General features: G+C 71.6%; 13 protein-coding genes and 1 pseudogene. 11 read left to right on the forward strand and 3 right to left on the reverse strand.

All coding sequences use genetic code 11. From position 1 onward, the window contains the following. Positions 1 to 86 precede the first annotated feature (86 nt). From ACMCNN_RS04720 to ACMCNN_RS04770, 11 genes are all read left to right on the forward strand, one after another. On the forward strand, positions 87 to 1643 hold the full coding sequence (locus tag ACMCNN_RS04720) for an MDR family MFS transporter (protein WP_412744945.1): 1557 nt from the start codon (positions 87 to 89) through the stop codon (positions 1641 to 1643). 289 nt (positions 1644 to 1932) lie between these two features. Continuing rightward, positions 1933 to 3072 carry a glycosyltransferase gene (locus tag ACMCNN_RS04725; protein WP_412744946.1) on the forward strand — a complete coding sequence of 380 codons (1140 nt, stop codon included), beginning with the start codon at positions 1933 to 1935 and terminating at the stop codon, positions 3070 to 3072. A 54-nt stretch (positions 3073 to 3126) separates the two neighbouring features. Beyond that, positions 3127 to 4203, forward strand: coding sequence for a glucose-1-phosphate thymidylyltransferase (locus ACMCNN_RS04730; RefSeq protein WP_412744947.1), 1077 nt, complete (start codon positions 3127 to 3129; stop codon positions 4201 to 4203). After that, positions 4203 to 5183, forward strand: coding sequence for a dTDP-glucose 4,6-dehydratase (gene rfbB / locus ACMCNN_RS04735; protein ID WP_412744948.1), 981 nt, complete (start codon positions 4203 to 4205; stop codon positions 5181 to 5183). The genes ACMCNN_RS04730 and rfbB overlap by 1 nt, the downstream gene beginning before the upstream one ends. Continuing rightward, positions 5180 to 6151: an NAD-dependent epimerase/dehydratase family protein gene (locus ACMCNN_RS04740; protein WP_412744949.1), complete on the forward strand. Its 972-nt coding sequence runs from the start codon at positions 5180 to 5182 to the stop codon at positions 6149 to 6151. Before rfbB ends, ACMCNN_RS04740 begins: the two co-directional genes overlap by 4 nt. 1 nt (position 6152) lies before the next feature. Beyond that, positions 6153 to 7463 (forward strand): lipopolysaccharide biosynthesis protein RfbH, encoded by a 1311-nt coding sequence (rfbH, locus tag ACMCNN_RS04745; protein WP_412744950.1) that lies wholly within the window; start codon positions 6153 to 6155, stop codon positions 7461 to 7463. Positions 7464 to 7474: 11 nt separating this feature from the next. Continuing rightward, complete coding sequence (locus tag ACMCNN_RS04750; RefSeq protein ID WP_412744951.1) at positions 7475 to 8725, forward strand: nucleotide disphospho-sugar-binding domain-containing protein; 1251 nt, start codon at positions 7475 to 7477, stop codon at positions 8723 to 8725. Between the two features lie 30 nt (positions 8726 to 8755). After that, entirely contained in the window at positions 8756 to 9511 is a 756-nt protein-coding gene (locus tag ACMCNN_RS04755; protein WP_412744952.1) for an NAD-dependent epimerase/dehydratase family protein, read from the forward strand. 9 nt (positions 9512 to 9520) lie between these two features. After that, entirely contained in the window at positions 9521 to 10918 is a 1398-nt protein-coding gene (locus ACMCNN_RS04760; RefSeq protein ID WP_412744953.1) for an NDP-hexose 2,3-dehydratase family protein, read from the forward strand. Then, positions 10918 to 11877 (forward strand): Gfo/Idh/MocA family protein, encoded by a 960-nt coding sequence (locus tag ACMCNN_RS04765; protein ID WP_412744954.1) that lies wholly within the window; start codon positions 10918 to 10920, stop codon positions 11875 to 11877. Before ACMCNN_RS04760 ends, ACMCNN_RS04765 begins: the two co-directional genes overlap by 1 nt. Continuing rightward, positions 11874 to 13505 carry an FAD-binding oxidoreductase gene (locus ACMCNN_RS04770; RefSeq protein WP_412744955.1) on the forward strand — a complete coding sequence of 544 codons (1632 nt, stop codon included), beginning with the start codon at positions 11874 to 11876 and terminating at the stop codon, positions 13503 to 13505. Before ACMCNN_RS04765 ends, ACMCNN_RS04770 begins: the two co-directional genes overlap by 4 nt. Positions 13506 to 13562: 57 nt before the next feature. Here the strand turns inward: ACMCNN_RS04770 and ACMCNN_RS04775 are convergent, their stop codons facing one another. The 3 genes and pseudogenes from ACMCNN_RS04775 to ACMCNN_RS04785 all read right to left on the reverse strand — a co-directional run bounded on the left by ACMCNN_RS04775 (position 13563) and on the right by ACMCNN_RS04785 (position 15660). Then, the gene (locus ACMCNN_RS04775; RefSeq protein WP_412747058.1) at positions 13563 to 13985 is read right to left on the reverse strand and encodes a nitroreductase family deazaflavin-dependent oxidoreductase; all 423 of its coding nucleotides are present in this window, start codon (positions 13983 to 13985) and stop codon (positions 13563 to 13565) included. A 51-nt stretch (positions 13986 to 14036) separates the two neighbouring features. Continuing rightward, a pseudogene (locus tag ACMCNN_RS04780) lies at positions 14037 to 14621 on the reverse strand (DsbA family protein); the annotation flags it as partial. A gap of 247 nt (positions 14622 to 14868) precedes the next feature. Beyond that, positions 14869 to 15660: a response regulator transcription factor gene (locus tag ACMCNN_RS04785; protein WP_412744956.1), complete on the reverse strand. Its 792-nt coding sequence runs from the start codon at positions 15658 to 15660 to the stop codon at positions 14869 to 14871. Positions 15661 to 15750: the final 90 nt, after the last annotated feature.

Genomic DNA, 15750 nt, shown 5'->3' on the forward strand with positions numbered 1-15750 from the left:
CCTGTGTCATGCTACTAATTAGCCGGGCGGCAAGTAAATAGAGCGCCGCGATCCACCGGCAAATCTCGACGAGAGTGGGTGGCGACATGTCCGCGCAGGTCCGAACGGCACCACCGCAGGGCGGCATCCGGGCCGCGATCGTCGCGCTGATCCTGGCGATGATGCTGGCCACGCTCGACAACATGATCATCGGTACCGCGATCCCCACGATCGTCGGCGACCTGGGCGGCATCGACGACCTGTCCTGGGTGGTCACGTCGTACACCCTGACCACGGCTGCCTCCACCCCCATCTGGGGCAAGCTCGGCGACATGTACGGCCGCAAGGGCGTCTTCCTCGCCTCCATCGTGGTCTTCCTGATCGGCTCGGTCCTGTCCGGCCTCGCCCAGGACCTCCCGCAGCTCATCGCCTTCCGGGCGCTGCAGGGCCTCGGCGGTGGCGGCCTCATGGTCAGTGCGTTCGCCATCATGGGCGAGCTGATCCCGCCCACGTCGCGCGCGAAGTACCAGGGCATCATGTCCGCCGCGATGGGTCTCACCATGATCGCCGGACCGCTCGTCGGCGGTCTCATCACCGACCACGCCGGCTGGCGCTGGTGCTTCCTGATCAACGTGCCGATCGGCATCGCCGGGCTCGCCATGGTCGCGGTCGGCATGCACCTGCCGAAGCACCGCGCCCAGGGGCGGGCCGACTATCTCGGCGCGGTGCTGCTGGCCTCCGCCATCTCCGGCGTGGTGCTGATGAGCGCGTGGGGCGGCACCCGGTACGCCTGGCAGTCACCGGTCATCATCGGCCTGCTGCTCGCGATCGTCCTCACGGTCACCCTGCTGCTCCTTGTCGAACGCCGCGCGGCCGAGCCGGTGCTGCCGCTGGGCATCTTCCGCGACCGCACCTTCGCGCTGGCCACGCTCATCGGCCTCGTCGTCGGCTTCGTGATGTTCGCCGCCCTGACCTTCCTCTCGCTGTTCCAGCAGACCGTCCAGAGCGCCTCCGCCACCAACTCCGGGCTCCTGCTGCTGCCCGTCCTGCTGTCCATGGTGGTGATCAACGTAGTCGTGGGGCAGCTCATCACGCGCGGCCTGGGACTGCGCACTGTCGTACTGCTGGGCAGCGCGTTGATGGCCGCCAGCCTGTTGCTCATGGCCACCATGGGCACCGGCACGACCCGCGCCACGGCGGCCGGCTACATGCTCCTGCTCGGCGCGGGCATGGGGTGCCTGATCCAGGGCACGCTGCTGCTGTCGCTCGACAGCGTCGCGCCCAAGGACCTCGGCGTGGCCTCCTCCACCGCCACGCTGTCGCGCACCGTCGGCGGCACGATCGGGGTGGCCCTGTCCGGTGCCCTGTTCGCCCACGAGATCGCGCAGTCGCTGGCGCATGCCGGAGTGGCCGTGGCGGCCGGAGCGGGCCAGGCGCAACTCACCGCGGCGGGCCTGGCCCGGATGGGCGAGGCGGCGCGGACCGCGTACCAGCACGCCGTCGTGGACGGGGCCCGGGCGGTGTTCCTGCTGTCCGGTCTGCTCAGCCTGACCGCGCTGCTGGCGTCCTGGTTCGTACGCGCCCGCGGCGCCGGGCCCGCCGCCCCCGGCGCACCCGCGCCGGGCGACCGCGACGGTGTCCCGTCCGGTACGCCGGCCGCCTGACAGCAGCGGTTGGACAACCGCCGCGTACGCGCAGGCGGTGGCGGGGTGTGCAACTGCGCACCCGCGCGTTCTTGACCGCCACGGCGCGGACGAAGAACCTAGGTGTCAACGTCGGCCGATTGCGCCTCGCTCCCGGCCCGCAGCGGCCGCCCGATGCAGCTCGATGATCCGAGCAGTCCGGGCGGCCGCGCCGCGCGTTCCCCCTCTCTCCCGCCTCGGCACGGGCACGACCCGTGCCGAGGCGCCGTCATGACCGTCGGCGTGCCCGGCACGGCCGTCAGGAGGCCCCTTGAAGGTTCTGTTTGTGGCGGCCGGCAGCCCGGCGACGATCTTCGCCCTGGCCCCGCTCGCCACCGCGATGCGCAACGCCGGCCACACGGTGTTCCTGGCGGCGACCGACGACATGATGCCGGTGGTCACCGCCGCCGGGCTGCCCGGCATACCGACGACCGCCCAGCCGATCAAACACTTCATCACCACCGCCCGTGACGGGAGCCCGGTGTCCATCCCGGACGATCCCGCCGCGCAGGCCCGCTTCACCGGCAGCTGGTTCGCCCGGCTGGCGCTCGCCATGCTGCCACCGCTGCGGGAACTGGCCGAGGGCTGGCGCCCGGACCTGATCGTCGGCGGCACGATGTCGTACGCGGCGCCGCTGCTGGCCGCGGAACTCGGGGTGCCGTTCGTGCGGCAGGCCTGGGACGCGGTCGAGGCCGACGGGATCCATCCCGGCGCCGAGCGGGAACTGGCCCCCGAGCTGAGAAGCCTGGGCCTGGACCGGCTGCCCCCACCCGACGTCTTCATCGACATCTGCCCACCCGCCCTGCGCCCGGCGCGGGCGGCCCCGGCCGAGCCGATGCGGTTCATCCCGGCCAACGCGCAACGCCCGCTCGAACCGTGGATGTACCGCCGCGGCACCCGGCCGCGGGTCCTGCTGACCTCCGGCAGCCGGGTCACCCGGCGAGAGACCTACGACCAGAACTACCGCTTCCTCACCGACCTGATCGGCAAGGTCGCCGATCTCGACGTCGAGCTGCTGGTGGCGGCGCCCGACGAGGTCGCCGAGGGACTGCGCACCGAGCACCCCGATGTCAGGGCGGGCTGGGTCCCGCTCGACGTCGTGGCCACCACCTGCGACGTCGTGGTCCACCACGGCGGCGGGGTGACCAGCCTGACCGCGCTCAACGCGGGCCTGCCGCAGCTGCTGCTGCCGAAGGGCGCGGTGCTGGTGGCACCGGCCGCTCGTATCGCCGCCCGGGGAGCGGGCATCAGCCTGCCCCCCGAACACGAGACCGCCGACGAGATCGCCGGAGCGGTCCAGCGGATGCTGGCCGACCCGTCCTTCCGGCGTCGCGCCGGCGACCTGGCGGCCGAGATCGCCACCATGCCGCCGCCCGCCGACCTCGTCGCCGTACTCGAGAAGCACATCTGACTCCGCCGTTCTCGAGAAGCACATCTGACGCAACCACCGTGAGGGGAGACCTCAATGAAGGCTCTTGTCCTGTCCGGCGGGGCCGGCACCCGGCTGCGCCCCTTCAGCTATTCGATGCCCAAACAGCTGATCCCGGTCGCCAACAAGCCGGTCCTGGAGCACGTGGTCGCCAACATCCGTGACCTCGGCATCCGCGAGATCGGCATCATCGTGGGCGAGCGCGGCCAGCAGATCGCCGACGCGCTCGGCGACGGCACCCGGCTGGGCTGCGACATCACCTATCTGCCGCAGCACCAGCCGCTGGGACTCGCGCACTGCGTGGCCCTGGCCCGCGACTTCCTCGGCGACGACGACTTCGTCATGTACCTCGGCGACAACATGCTGCCGCAGGGCATCGGCGAGATCGCCCGCGACTTCTCCGCGAACCGCCCGGCGGCGCAGGTCGTGGTGTACAAGGTCGACGACCCGCGGGCGTTCGGCGTGGCGGAACTGTGGCCCGACGGCCGGGTCCGGCGGCTGGTGGAGAAGCCGCAGGAGCCGGTCAGCGATCTGGCCCTCATCGGGGTGTACTTCTTCACCCCCGCCATCCACGCGGCCGTCGCGGCGATCCAGCCCAGCGCCCGCGGCGAACTGGAGATCACCGACGCGATCCAGTGGCTGGTCGAGCGCGGCGACACGGTGCGCGCGAGCGAATACGGCGGCTACTGGAAGGACACCGGGACGGTCGAGGACGTGCTGGACTGCAACCGGGAGCTGCTCGACGGGGTACGCCTCGCGGTGCATGGCACGCTGGAGGACTCCCAGATCACCGGCGCCGTCGTCCTGGAGGCCGGGGCACGCGCGGTCCGTTCGCGCATCGTGGGCCCCGCCGTGATCGGGGCCGGCACACTGATCGAGGACAGCTACGTCGGTCCGGCCACCTCCATCGGCCGCGACTGCGTCCTGCGCGACACGCACATCGACTACTCCATCGCCCTCGACGGCGCCCGCATCTCCGACGTCAAGGGACTGCACGGCTCGATCATCGGCCGGGCGGCCACCGTCGACAGCGCGGAGGTCCGTACCGACGGCGGGACCGGAAGACATCGGCTCGTGATCGGCGACCACACGCGCATCGAGGTGGCGGCCTGATGAGGATCCTGGTCACCGGCGCCGCCGGTTTCATCGGCTCGCACTTCGTCCGCACCATGCTCGACGGTGGCTACCCCGACTTCGCCGACGCGCGGGTCACCGTGCTCGACAAGCTCACGTACGCCGGGAACCGCGACAACCTGCCCGCCAGTCACCCGCGGCTGGAGTTCGTGGAAGGCGACATCTGCGATCTCGACCTGCTCGGTGAGCTGTTCCCGGGCCACGACGCGGTGGTGCACATGGCTGCCGAATCGCATGTGGACCGCTCCATCGAGGCGGCCGCCGAATTCGTGCGTACGAACGTCGGCGGCACCCAGTCGGTGCTGGAGGCGTGCCTGCGCGCCGGTGTCCCCCGGGTCGTGCACGTCTCCACGGACGAGGTGTACGGCAGCATCGCCACCGGCTCGTGGACCGAGGACTGGCCGCTGCAGCCCAATTCGCCGTACGCCGCGTCGAAGGCCAGCTCCGACCTGATCGCGCGGGCGTACTGGCGTACCCACGGCCTCGACGTCTCCATCACGCGCTGTTCCAACAACTACGGCCCGTACCAGTTGCCGGAGAAGCTCATCCCGCTGTTCGTCACGAACCTGCTGGAGGGCCGCACCGTGCCGCTGTACGGCGACGGCGGCAACGTCCGCGAGTGGCTGCACGTGGACGACCACTGCCGGGGGATCCAGCTCGTCCTGGCCCGCGGCCGGGCCGGCGAGGTCTACAACATCGGTGGCGGCAACGAGTACACCAACCTGGAGATGACAGAGCACCTGCTCCGGCTGTGCGGTGCCGACCGCTCGATGGTCCGGCCCGTGGCCGACCGCAAGGGTCACGACCTGCGCTACTCCATCGACGAGACGAAGATCCGGGACGAGCTGGGGTACGCGCCGCGGATCCCGTTCGAGCGCGGGCTGGCCGAGACGGTCGCCTGGTACCGCGACAACCCGGGCTGGTGGAAGGCCGCCCTGCGCAGCGAGCGCGCCGCATGAGCGTCCCGGCCGCCGGGCGCACCGTGTTCATCCTGGGCGCGACCGGATTCCTCGGCACCCACCTCGGCGACGCCTTCGCCGCCGCGGGCTGGCGGGTGCTGCGCGGCTCCACCACGGCCAGCGGCCCCGGATCGGTGCGGCTGGATCTGACCGCGGACGACGGCGCGCTCGCCGCCGCACTGGCGGACGGCACGCCCGACGTCGTGGTCAACGCGTCCGGCCGGGTGTGGCGGATGACCGACCAGCAGATGCTGCAGGCCAACGCCGCGGTGCTGGACCACGTCATCGCCGCGCTGCGCGAGACCCGGCCCGGTGCCCGGCTCGTGCAGCTCGGCAGCATCCACGAGTACGGGCCGGGCACCCCGGGAACGGCCACCCGCGAGGACCAGCCGCCGGTGCCGGTGACCCCGTACGGGCGGTCCAAGCTGGGCGGCTCGCTGCGCGTCCTGGAGGCGGCCGGGCACGGCCTGGACGGGGTCGTCCTGCGCCTGGCCAACGTGTGCGGGCCCGGCACCCGGCCCGGCAGCCTGCTCGGCGCGGTCAGCGAGCACCTGGCCGGTGTCGCCCGCGACGGGCGGTCCGGCGACGCGGCGCTGCGGCTGCCACCGCTGCGCGCCCAGCGGGACTTCGTGGACGTCCGGGACGTCACCGATGCCGTGCTGGCCACGGCGGACGCCCCGGCGGGCGTGGTAACCGGGCAGATCATCAACATCGGCTCGGGCCGGGCCCGTCCGGTCCGCGAGATCGTCGACCGCATGGTGGCGCTCAGCGGACTGGACGTCAGCGTCGAGGAGACCGAGCCGACCGGCGGCCCGTCCGCGCGGGTGGACGTGGAGTGGCAGTTGCTGGACATCAACCGAGCCGGGCGACTGCTGGGCTGGCGCCCCCGGCGGGGACTGGACGAGTCGCTGCGGGACCAGCTCGCGGCGGCGCTGGCAATGGCGCGTGCCGCCACCGAAGGGGACTGACGTGCACCTCAGCGAGACGAAGACACACCTGCTGGACCAGGTTCGCGACTACCACCACGCGGCTCAGCCGCCGCGCCCGTTCATCCCCGGTCAGACGCCCATCTGGCCGTCCGGCGCCGTGCTGGACGAGACCGACCGCACCGCGCTGGTCGAGGCCGCGCTGGAGATGCGGATCGCGGCGGGGGTCAGCTCCCGCAAGTTCGAGTCGGCGTTCGCGCGCAAGATGCAGCGCCGCAAGGCCCACCTGACCAACTCGGGCTCCTCGGCGAACCTTCTCGCGGTGTCCGCGCTCACCTCGCACGTCCTCGGCGAGCAGCGGCTCCTGCCGGGAGACGAGGTCATCACCGTGGCGGCCGGGTTCCCGACCACGGTGAACCCGATCCTGCAGAACGGCCTCGTTCCGGTCTTCGTCGACGTGGACCTGTCCACGTACAACACGACAGCGGAGCGGGTGCAGCAGGCGATCGGCCCGCGGACCCGAGCCATCATCATCGCCCACGCGCTGGGCAACCCGTTCCCGGTCACCGAGATCGCCGCGCTGGCCACCGAGCACGACCTGTTCCTCATCGAGGACAACTGCGACGCGGTCGGATCCACCTACGACGGCAAGCTCACCGGAACGTTCGGCGACTTCACCACGGTCAGCTTCTATCCCGCCCACCACCTCACCATGGGGGAGGGCGGCTGCGTGCTCACCGCGAGCCTGGAACTGGCCCGCATCGTGGAGTCACTGCGCGACTGGGGCCGGGACTGCTGGTGCGAGCCGGGCGAGAGCGACAAGTGCCTGAAGCGGTTCAAATACCAGATGGGTACGCTGCCCGCCGGCTACGACCACAAGTACATCTTCTCGCACGTCGGATACAACCTGAAGACGACGGACATCCAGGCGGCGCTGGGGCTGACGCAGCTCGCCAAGCTCGACGACTTCTGCGCGGCCCGCCGCAGCAACTGGCGGCGGCTGCGCGCCGAGCTGGACGGGCTGCCGTGGCTGATCCTGCCGGAGCCCACACCGCGCAGCGACCCGAGCTGGTTCGGGTTCGTGCTGACCGTCGCGCCCGATGCGCCGTTCAGCCGGGCCGAGCTGGTGTCCTTCCTCGAAGACCGCCAGATCGGCACCCGCCGGCTGTTCGCGGGCAACCTCACCCGCCAGCCCGCGTACATCGACCAGCCGCACCGGGTCGTCGGGGACCTGACCAACAGCGACATCATCACCGAGCACACCTTCTGGGTCGGCGTCTACCCCGGCCTGACCGAGGAGATGATCGACTACATCGCGTCCTCGATCCGCGAGTTCGTCAAGGCCCGCGGGTGAACGGCGCACCGATGCGCGTGATGCTGGCGGTCTCCGACTGGACCACCCACTGGCTCAACATGGTGCCGCTGGCCTGGGCGCTGCAGGCGGCGGGGCACGAAGTGCGGGTCGTCTGCCCGCCGTTCCAGACCGTCGCGGCGGAACGCGCCGGGCTCGTACCGGTGGAGATCCTGCGGCCGGGCGAGCTGGTCACCAAGGCCCGGATGCACAACCACGTCAACGCCCGGTCCGGGCACTGGCCGTACGCGGAGCTGCCGCCCGACCTGGCGACCGGCGCACCGGTGCGGTCGCTGGACGACTTCGACCCGTTCGGCTGGATCGAGGAGAACAAGGCCCGCCTGATCGACGTCGCGGTGCACAACGCCGACGCGGCCGTCGAGTTCGGTCGCTGGTGGCGCCCGCACCTGGTGGTGCACGACCTGATGAGCGTCGAGGGTCCGCTGACCGCGCGGGTGCTGGGCGTGCCGGCGCTGCTCACGCTGTGGGGCCCCGTCGGTCCCGACGACGAGGTTCCCGGCGTGCCCGGCCTGCGTTTCCTGGCGGTCGACTCGGCGCGCGCGTTCGCCCGCTACGACGTGGGCGAGTGGGGTCCCGAGGCGATCGAGCACGTCATCGATCCGTGCCCGCCGGGGGTCGAGCTGCCGTTGCGCGCCCGGCGGCTGCCGATCCGCCAGTTGCCCTACAACGGGCCCGGCGGGTGGCCGACCTGGCTGCGTGAGCCGCGGGACAAGCCCCGCGTGTGCGTTGTGTGGGGCACCTCGGTGAGTTCCGTGTTCGGCCAGGGGTCGTTCCCCGTGCCCCGGCTCGTCGAGGCCTTCGCCGACCTCGACGTGGAGGTGCTGTTCACGGTCACCGGTGCCGACCACGAGCGCATCGGCGCCCTGCCGGCGGGGATGCGGGCCATGCGGGAGGTGCCGCTGCACCTGCTGCTGCCCACCTGCGACCTGGTGGTGCACCACGGTGGCGGCGGCTCCACCATGACCGCCCTCGCCGCCGGGGTGCCGCAGCTGGCCCTGCCGCCCGGCGGCGACCAGGAGATCATCGGTGACCGGATCGCCCGTGCCGGGGTCGCGCGGGTGCGGCACAACGCGCGGGCCGACGCCGCCTGGATCCGGCAGGCCGCCGCCGACCTGCTGCACGAGCCCGAGTACCGCACCGCCGCGGACCGGCTCCGGGCGCAGATGGCCGAACGCCCCACGCCGGCGCAGGTGGCCGCCGAGCTGGCCGAGCTGGCCGCCGCCGGCTCGCCGGCCGCGCGCTGACCCGTGCCGACTACGAGATCGGATTCCTGGATGCACATCATCGGAACGGGCTTCCTCGCCCAGCACCTGAGGCCGCTGGCCGACCGGTACCCGGCCACCGTGGTGCTCGCGGCCGGGGTGTCGTGGGCGGCCGGGACCTCGGCCGACGACTTCGCTCGGGAGGCCACCCTGCTCGCCGAGGTGGCCGAGAAGTGCCGGGCGGACGGGCGCCGGCTGCTGTTCTTCTCCACGGCGGCGTCCGGCATGTACGGCGCGGTCACCGGGCCCGGCCGCGAGGATGTGCCGGTCACGCCGTGCACGCCGTACGGTGCGCACAAGCTCGCCCTGGAGGAGCAGCTGCGGGCCAGCGGCGCCGAGCATCTGATTCTGCGCCTGGGCCACCTGGTCGGTCCCCAGCAGCCCGGCCACCAGCTCATCCCCGCACTGGTACGGCAGATGCGCGAGGGCCGGGTGCGGCTGCACAGCGGCGCCGCCCGCGACCTGATCGACGTCCACGACGTGGTGACGATCATCGACCGGCTGCTCGGCCTCGACCTGCACGCCGAGACGGTCAACGTCGCGTCCGGGGTGGCCGTTCCGGTGGAACGCATCGTCGACCACCTGGAGCAGCGGCTGGGGCTGAGCGTCCAGCGGGACTACCGCGAGGTGGGGGTCCGCCACGTCATCTCCGTGGAGAAGCTACGCCGGCTCGTGCCCGACGTGCGGCGGCTGCGCTTCGACAACGACTACTTCCGGCGGGTGCTGGACGCGTACGTCGCGTCCCTCGCGGCCGTCACCGACGCTTGAGGAGAAGCGATGGCAGCAGCAACATCGGCGCTGACCGAACGCCCGGTGCGCCGCCGTACCGATGAGACCCTGTCCGACCGGATCCGGCGTTCCGCCGCCGCCACGACCGGCGCCCAGCTGGACACGGCCGACGTCGCCGCGTGGCTGGACGAACGCCGGCAGGCCAACCGGTTCACTGTCGACCGGATCCCGTTCGCCGACCTGCGGGACTGGTCGTTCGACCCGGACACCGGAAACCTCGGCCACCGCAGCGGACGCTTCTTCACGGTCGAGGGCGTACACGTGACCGTCGACGACCCGCACCTCGACTGGCACCAGCCCATCATCCGCCAGCCGGAGGTGGGCATCCTCGGCTTGCTGGCCAAGGAGTTCGACGGGGTACTGCATTTCCTGATGCAGGCGAAGATGGAGCCGGGCAACCGCAACCTGCTCCAGCTGTCGCCCACGGTGCAGGCCACCCGCAGCAACTACAGCAAGGTGCACCGCGGCGCCGACGTGCGCTACATCGAGCACTTCACCTCCGGTCTGGACCGGACCCGCGTCCTCGCCGACACCCTGCAGTCCGAGCACGGCTCCTGGTTCCTGCACAAGAGCAACCGCAACATGGTCGTCGAGGCCACCGGTGACGTCCCGCTGCACGACGGCTTCTGCTGGCTCACCCTGGGCCAGATCGCGACGCTCCTGCACCACGACAACGTGATCAACATGGACTCCCGGACGGTGCTGTCGATCCTGCCCTTCGGCGATGCCTACGAGTCGGCGCTGCATTCGGACACCGAACTGCTCTCCTGGATCACCGCGGAGCGCGCCGGTCACGACGTGCACCTCACCCGCGTACCGCTGGCCGGGCTGCCCGGCTGGATCCGCGACGACGACGCGATCAGCCACGCGGACGGCCGCTACTTCCAGGTGGTGGCGGTGTCCGTGGAAGCCGGCAACCGCGAGGTCACCCGCTGGACCCAGCCGCTGTTCGAGCCGTGCGGCACGGGAGTGACCGCCTTCCTGCACCGGCGGATCGACGGCGTGCCCCACGTCCTGGTGCAGGCGCGGGTGGAGGGCGGATTCCTCGACACCATCGAACTGGGCCCGACCGTCCAGTACGTGCCGGACAACTACGCCCACCTCAGCGGTGCCGACCGGCCCCCCTTCCTCGACCTGGTGCTCAACGCCGACCCGGCGGCCATCCGGTACGAGGCCCTGCATTCGGAGGAGGGCGGCCGGTTCCTGTACGCCGAGAGCCGCTACCTCATCGTCGACGTGGACGAGCGGCAGGCCCCCCTGCAGCCACCACCGGGCTTCGCCTGGGTGACCAGGGGCCAGCTCACCTCCCTGGTACGGCACAACCACTACGTCAACGTGCAGGCCCGTACCCTGCTCGCCTGCCTCAACGCCACCGGGGACAGCTGATGGGCGTGGTGCGGCTGGGCGTCCTGGGCTGTGCCGAGATCGCGCGCCGCCGGATGCTGCCCGCCTTCTCCCGTACCCCCGGCGCCGTCGTGACCGCGGTGGCCAGCCGGGACGCCGCGAAGGCGGAGAAGGTCGCGGCGGAGTTCGGCGGCGATCCGGTCACCGGCTACGCCGCACTGCTGGAACGCGACGACGTCGACGCGGTGTACGTGCCGCTGCCCGCCGCGATGCACGAGAGCTGGGTGGAGGCCGCCCTGCGGGCCGGCAAGCACGTCCTGGCCGAGAAGCCGGTCACGCTCGACCCGGCCGCCACGGCCCGGCTCGCGGAGCTGGCCCGGGCGCACCACCTCGTCCTCATGGAGAACGTCATGTTCGTCCACCACCGCCAGCACGCGACGGTGGCCGAGCTGGTACGCGACGGCGCGATCGGTGAGCTGCGCGGTTTCGAGGCCACCTTCACGATCCCGCCGCTGGCCGACGACGACATCCGCTACCGCGCGGACCTCGGCGGCGGGGCGCTGTCCGACGTGGGGGTGTATCCGGTCCGCGCCGCGCTGCATCTGCTCGGTGACGACCTGACCGTCTGCGGGGCCGTGCTCGCCGCGGGCGCCGGGCGGCGGGTGGACACCCGTGGGGCCGCGCTGCTGCGTACCGGGGCCGGAGTGGTCGCCACCCTCGTGTTCGGGATGGAGCACTCGTACCGATCGAGCTACACCCTCACCGGCAGCGCGGGGCGGATCACGCTGGACCGGGCGTTCACCCCGCCCGCCGATCACCAGCCGGTGCTGCACCTCGACCGCAACGGCCGGGTCGAGCAGCGGCGGCTGGACCCCGACGACCAGGTGGCCAACACGGTCGCCGCGTTCGTGGCCGCCGTGTCCGCCGGGGGCCCGACCGCACTGGACGCCAGCCTGGCCCAGATCCGCCTGCTCGACGACATCCGAAGGAAGGCTTCGTGACAGACAACAGGACAACCCGGCGCAGACTCCTGGGTGCCGCCGGTGCCGGTGGCGCCGCGGCGCTCACCGGCCTCATCGGTACGCGCGCCGCGGCGGCCGCCGACAAGGCGAGCACCGCCTGCGCGCTCCCGGACGCGGTGACGGTCGGACCCGCCGACTCCCGGTACGTGGACCTGGTGAGCCGTGGCTACAACAAGCGGTTCGTCGCCAGCCCGGATTCGGTGCGCGTGGTGCATTCCGCGGATCAGATCGCCGCTGTGCTGCAGGAGGCCGTACAGGCGGGAAAGCGCGTCGCGGTCCGCAGCGGAGGCCACTGCTTCGAGGATCTCGTCGACAACCCCGGAACCGACATCATCATCGACATCTCCGAGATGAAGTCGGTGTGTTACGACCCGGCCCGCAAGGCGGTCGCGGTCGAAGCCGGTGCCACGCTCGGCCAGGTGTACCGCACACTGTTCCTGAACTGGGGAGTCACCATCCCCGGCGGCATCTGTCCGCAGGTCGGCGTGGGCGGGCACGTCGCCGGCGGGGGGTACGGCCCGCTGTCGCGCCGCGACGGCCTCGTCGTGGACTACCTGTACGCCGTCGAGGTCGTGGTGGTGAACGCGGACGGCAGGACCCAGACGGTCGTCGCCACCTCGGACGCCGGGGACCCCAATCGCGAGCTGTGGTGGGCACACACCGGCGGCGGCGGCGGGAACTTCGGTGTCGTCACGCGGTACTGGTTCCGCACTCCCGGCGCGACCCCGCCGCCCGCCGCCCGCCCGCTGCCCAGCGCACCCGCCAAGATGCTGTCCAAGTCGGTGACCTGGTCGTGGGAACACCTCACCGAGGAGGACTTCACGCGGTTGCTGCGCAACCACGGCGCGTGGAACGCGGCCAACGCCGGCCCGTCGGCCCCACCCCTGCACAGCGGATTCCACATCAACCAGCGTGTCGTCCAACCCGGCTTCATCACCTCCGTGGAGCTGGACGTCCAGATCGACGCGTCCGTCTCCGGGGCCGAGGGCATCCTGGACGCCTACATCGCGGCCGTGGGCAAGGATGTGTCGGTGACCCCGGCGATCACCCGGAAGGTGATCCCCTGGCTGCAGTTCGTTCTCGGATACGAGACGAACACGGGCGACTACGGCCGGATCAAGAACAAGAGTTCCTACCTGCGGAAGCCCTGGACCGACGCCCAGATCGCCACCCTGTACCGGCACCTGACCGGGCCGCTGGTCGGCGGCGTCATGTCGATCCTGCTCTACTCGTACGGGGTGAAGATCAACGAACGGTCGTCCAGCGCGACGGCCACGGCGCAGCGGGATTCCATCATGAAGGCGTGGTGGTCGGTGTTCTGGGCCGACCCCAACCTGGACGCCGTCAACGTGGACCAGATCCGCCGCGCCTACCGCGAGGTGTACGCGGACACCGGGGGAGTGCCACTGCCCGGCGACCGCAACGACGGCTGCTACATCAACTACCCCGATGTGGACCTCGTCGACCCCGCCTGGAACACCTCCGGCGTCTCCGCCCAGGCGTTGTACTACCGCGACGGGTACGCCCGGTTGCAGGCGGTCAAGGCGCGCTGGGATCCCCGGAACGTCTTCCGTCACCAGTTGTCGGTCGCGCTGCCCGCCAAATGATCGGGGCGCGGGGCGGCGTGCCGGCACGCCGCCCCGCGGCTGACCTCCGGGCCGAGGTCAGCGGGCCGCAGGCTCCAGCACGACCACCGGGATCGGCCGGGTCGTTTCGGTCGCGTACTGCCGGTACTGCGGAAAGATAGTCGCCATCAGGTCCCACAGCCGGTCCCGCTCCTGCGGCTGTGCGGGCCGGGCGGTCACCGGGAACCGGTCCGCCATCAGCTGCACCGTGGCGTCGGGGTGGGCGATGAGGTTCTCGTACCAGTCGGGGTTGCGCGGCTTGGCCGCGTTGGACGCGACGACGACGTACCGGTCGTCGTCGCGTCCGTAGATCAGCGGGGTGCGGTAGAGCTTCCCGCTGCGCCGGCCCCGCGTGGTGAGCAGCAGGGTGGGGAAGCCGAAGTAGTCATGGCCCAGCGCGCCGCTGGTCGACAGGTACTGGCGGATGTGCGCGGAGACCTCGGGCACCTGACTGTCCGACACGCCGTCGGGGTCCGGCTCGGCGTCGGCGGTCGAGCCCTTCAGCGCGGCGAGGAAGACCTCCTCGGTCTGCTCGCCGAGCAGCGAGGGGCCGTTCTCGAAGCGGAACACGGGCACGCTGGTGACACCCGCCGCGCGGACCATCTCCAGTGCGGTGCGCACCTGCTGTTCCGTGCCGGAGTCGTCGGCCGTGACGCCCACCTCGGCGGCGAGACGGTCCAGCGTCGGGCGGTCGCCGATGTTGAGCCCGTCGGTGAAATGCGCCCGGAACAGCCGCTCGACCATCGGCTCGGCCAGCCCCTGCCGGGCCGCCCGCGCGACGAGCCGGTGCGCCTCGAACGTCCCGGTGGCGATCGCCCGCTCGTAGTGCAGGTCGAGTCCGTCCTTTTCGGCCTGGGCGGCGAGGTGGCCGACGTTGCGGGCTGCCTCGGGGCCGAACGTTTGCGCGAGCGCGTCGAGCAGCGGCATGCCCTCGGTGGGTGCACCCGGCGCCAGTTCGAAGGGCGCGAAACGGATCTCCACCGCACCGCCCGCCTGCCGGTACCGCGCCGCGGCACGAGCGAGGCGGGTGTATCCGATGTACGAGTGCACGCAGATGAGGTCGAGCACCATGTCCACGCGTACCGTTCCGTTGTCCATGGTGGGAGTCTTCAACCTCAACCATGGTTGGGGTCAAGTACGTACGGTCGGCGGCCTTGACCCACACCGCGGTTGAGGTTGAAGACTTCAGCCGTGGACAACGGCGTGGCCTGCATCCGCCCCTTCCTGCTGGTTCCCCCGTGCCGGCGGAAGGCGGTCCGGCGTGGGGTGACGGTCGCCGCTGCGGCCGTCGCCTCACGCTGCCACCCGTGGCATCGCCGCACCGACCGGGAGAGGGACACGCTGCTCAGCTGCAGCCGCCGTAGTCCACGCCGGCACCGGGACGGCAGCGGCCGCGGCCGGGAGCGCCGGGGCGCTGGCCCGGTGTGGTGGACGGCAGATACGACGGTCGCGGGGCGGTCCGGACGGCAGGTCCGGGGCCGAACCGGAAACCCACCCCGCGCATGGTCACGATCCAGCGGCGGGCTCCGAGCTTCTGGCGCAGGGTGCCCACGTGGGTGTCGAGGGTGCGGCTGGCCCGGGCGTACCGTCGGGCGGACTCGTCCGACTCCTGCCACACCTGCGCCATCAGCTCCGCGCGGGGGAACACGCGCTCGGGATGCGATGCGAGCAGGTACAGCAGGTCGAACTCCTTGCGGGTCATCGTGATCTCGGCGCCGTCGACGGTCACCTCCCGCCGGTGCGCGTCGATGCGCAGGCCGCGCAGCTCGATCAGCCGCGGCGTCGGTACGGCGCGCCGCATCAGCGCCTCGATCCGTGCGGCCAGCTCCGGCAGCCCGTACGGCTTGTCCATGCAGTCGTCGGCGCCCGCTCGCAGGCCCAGAACCCGTTCCGCCTCGCTCGACTCCTCGGTGAACGCGATGACCGGTGTGTCACCCGCCTGCCGGATGTTCCGGCAGACCTCCAGGCCGTCCATGTCCGGCAGGTTCAGGTCGAGCAGGACAATGTCGTTGAGTGGGAAGGCGGCGAGCGCTTCGGCGCCGGTGTGCACCGGTCTGGGCTGGTAGCCCAGCTTCCGAAGGCCACTGACCAACCATCTCGCCGTTGCGGCGTCGTCCTCCACCACCAATACGTGCATCTCGTGACTCACTCCTTGCCTGCGCTGCTCCCCCGTTCCGCCCTGTCCCGGTCGCCCGGATCGGGGCAGGGCGGTGTTCCATTGATAGCT

It is taken from the genome of Krasilnikovia sp. MM14-A1004 (assembly GCF_047159485.1).
Taxonomy (GTDB): domain Bacteria; phylum Actinomycetota; class Actinomycetes; order Mycobacteriales; family Micromonosporaceae; genus Actinoplanes.

Coding starts and splice junctions, on each gene's coding strand:
- ACMCNN_RS04760 (WP_412744953.1), top strand. CDS start 9,521: ATGGCAGCAGCAACATCGGCGCTGACCGAACGCCCGGTGCGCCGCCGT.
- ACMCNN_RS04750 (WP_412744951.1), top strand. CDS start 7,475: ATGCGCGTGATGCTGGCGGTCTCCGACTGGACCACCCACTGGCTCAAC.
- ACMCNN_RS04740 (WP_412744949.1), top strand. CDS start 5,180: ATGAGCGTCCCGGCCGCCGGGCGCACCGTGTTCATCCTGGGCGCGACC.
- rfbB (WP_412744948.1), top strand. CDS start 4,203: ATGAGGATCCTGGTCACCGGCGCCGCCGGTTTCATCGGCTCGCACTTC.
- ACMCNN_RS04765 (WP_412744954.1), top strand. CDS start 10,918: ATGGGCGTGGTGCGGCTGGGCGTCCTGGGCTGTGCCGAGATCGCGCGC.
- ACMCNN_RS04720 (WP_412744945.1), top strand. CDS start 87: ATGTCCGCGCAGGTCCGAACGGCACCACCGCAGGGCGGCATCCGGGCC.
- ACMCNN_RS04755 (WP_412744952.1), top strand. CDS start 8,756: ATGCACATCATCGGAACGGGCTTCCTCGCCCAGCACCTGAGGCCGCTG.
- ACMCNN_RS04730 (WP_412744947.1), top strand. CDS start 3,127: ATGAAGGCTCTTGTCCTGTCCGGCGGGGCCGGCACCCGGCTGCGCCCC.
- ACMCNN_RS04785 (WP_412744956.1), bottom strand. CDS start 15,660: ATGCACGTATTGGTGGTGGAGGACGACGCCGCAACGGCGAGATGGTTG.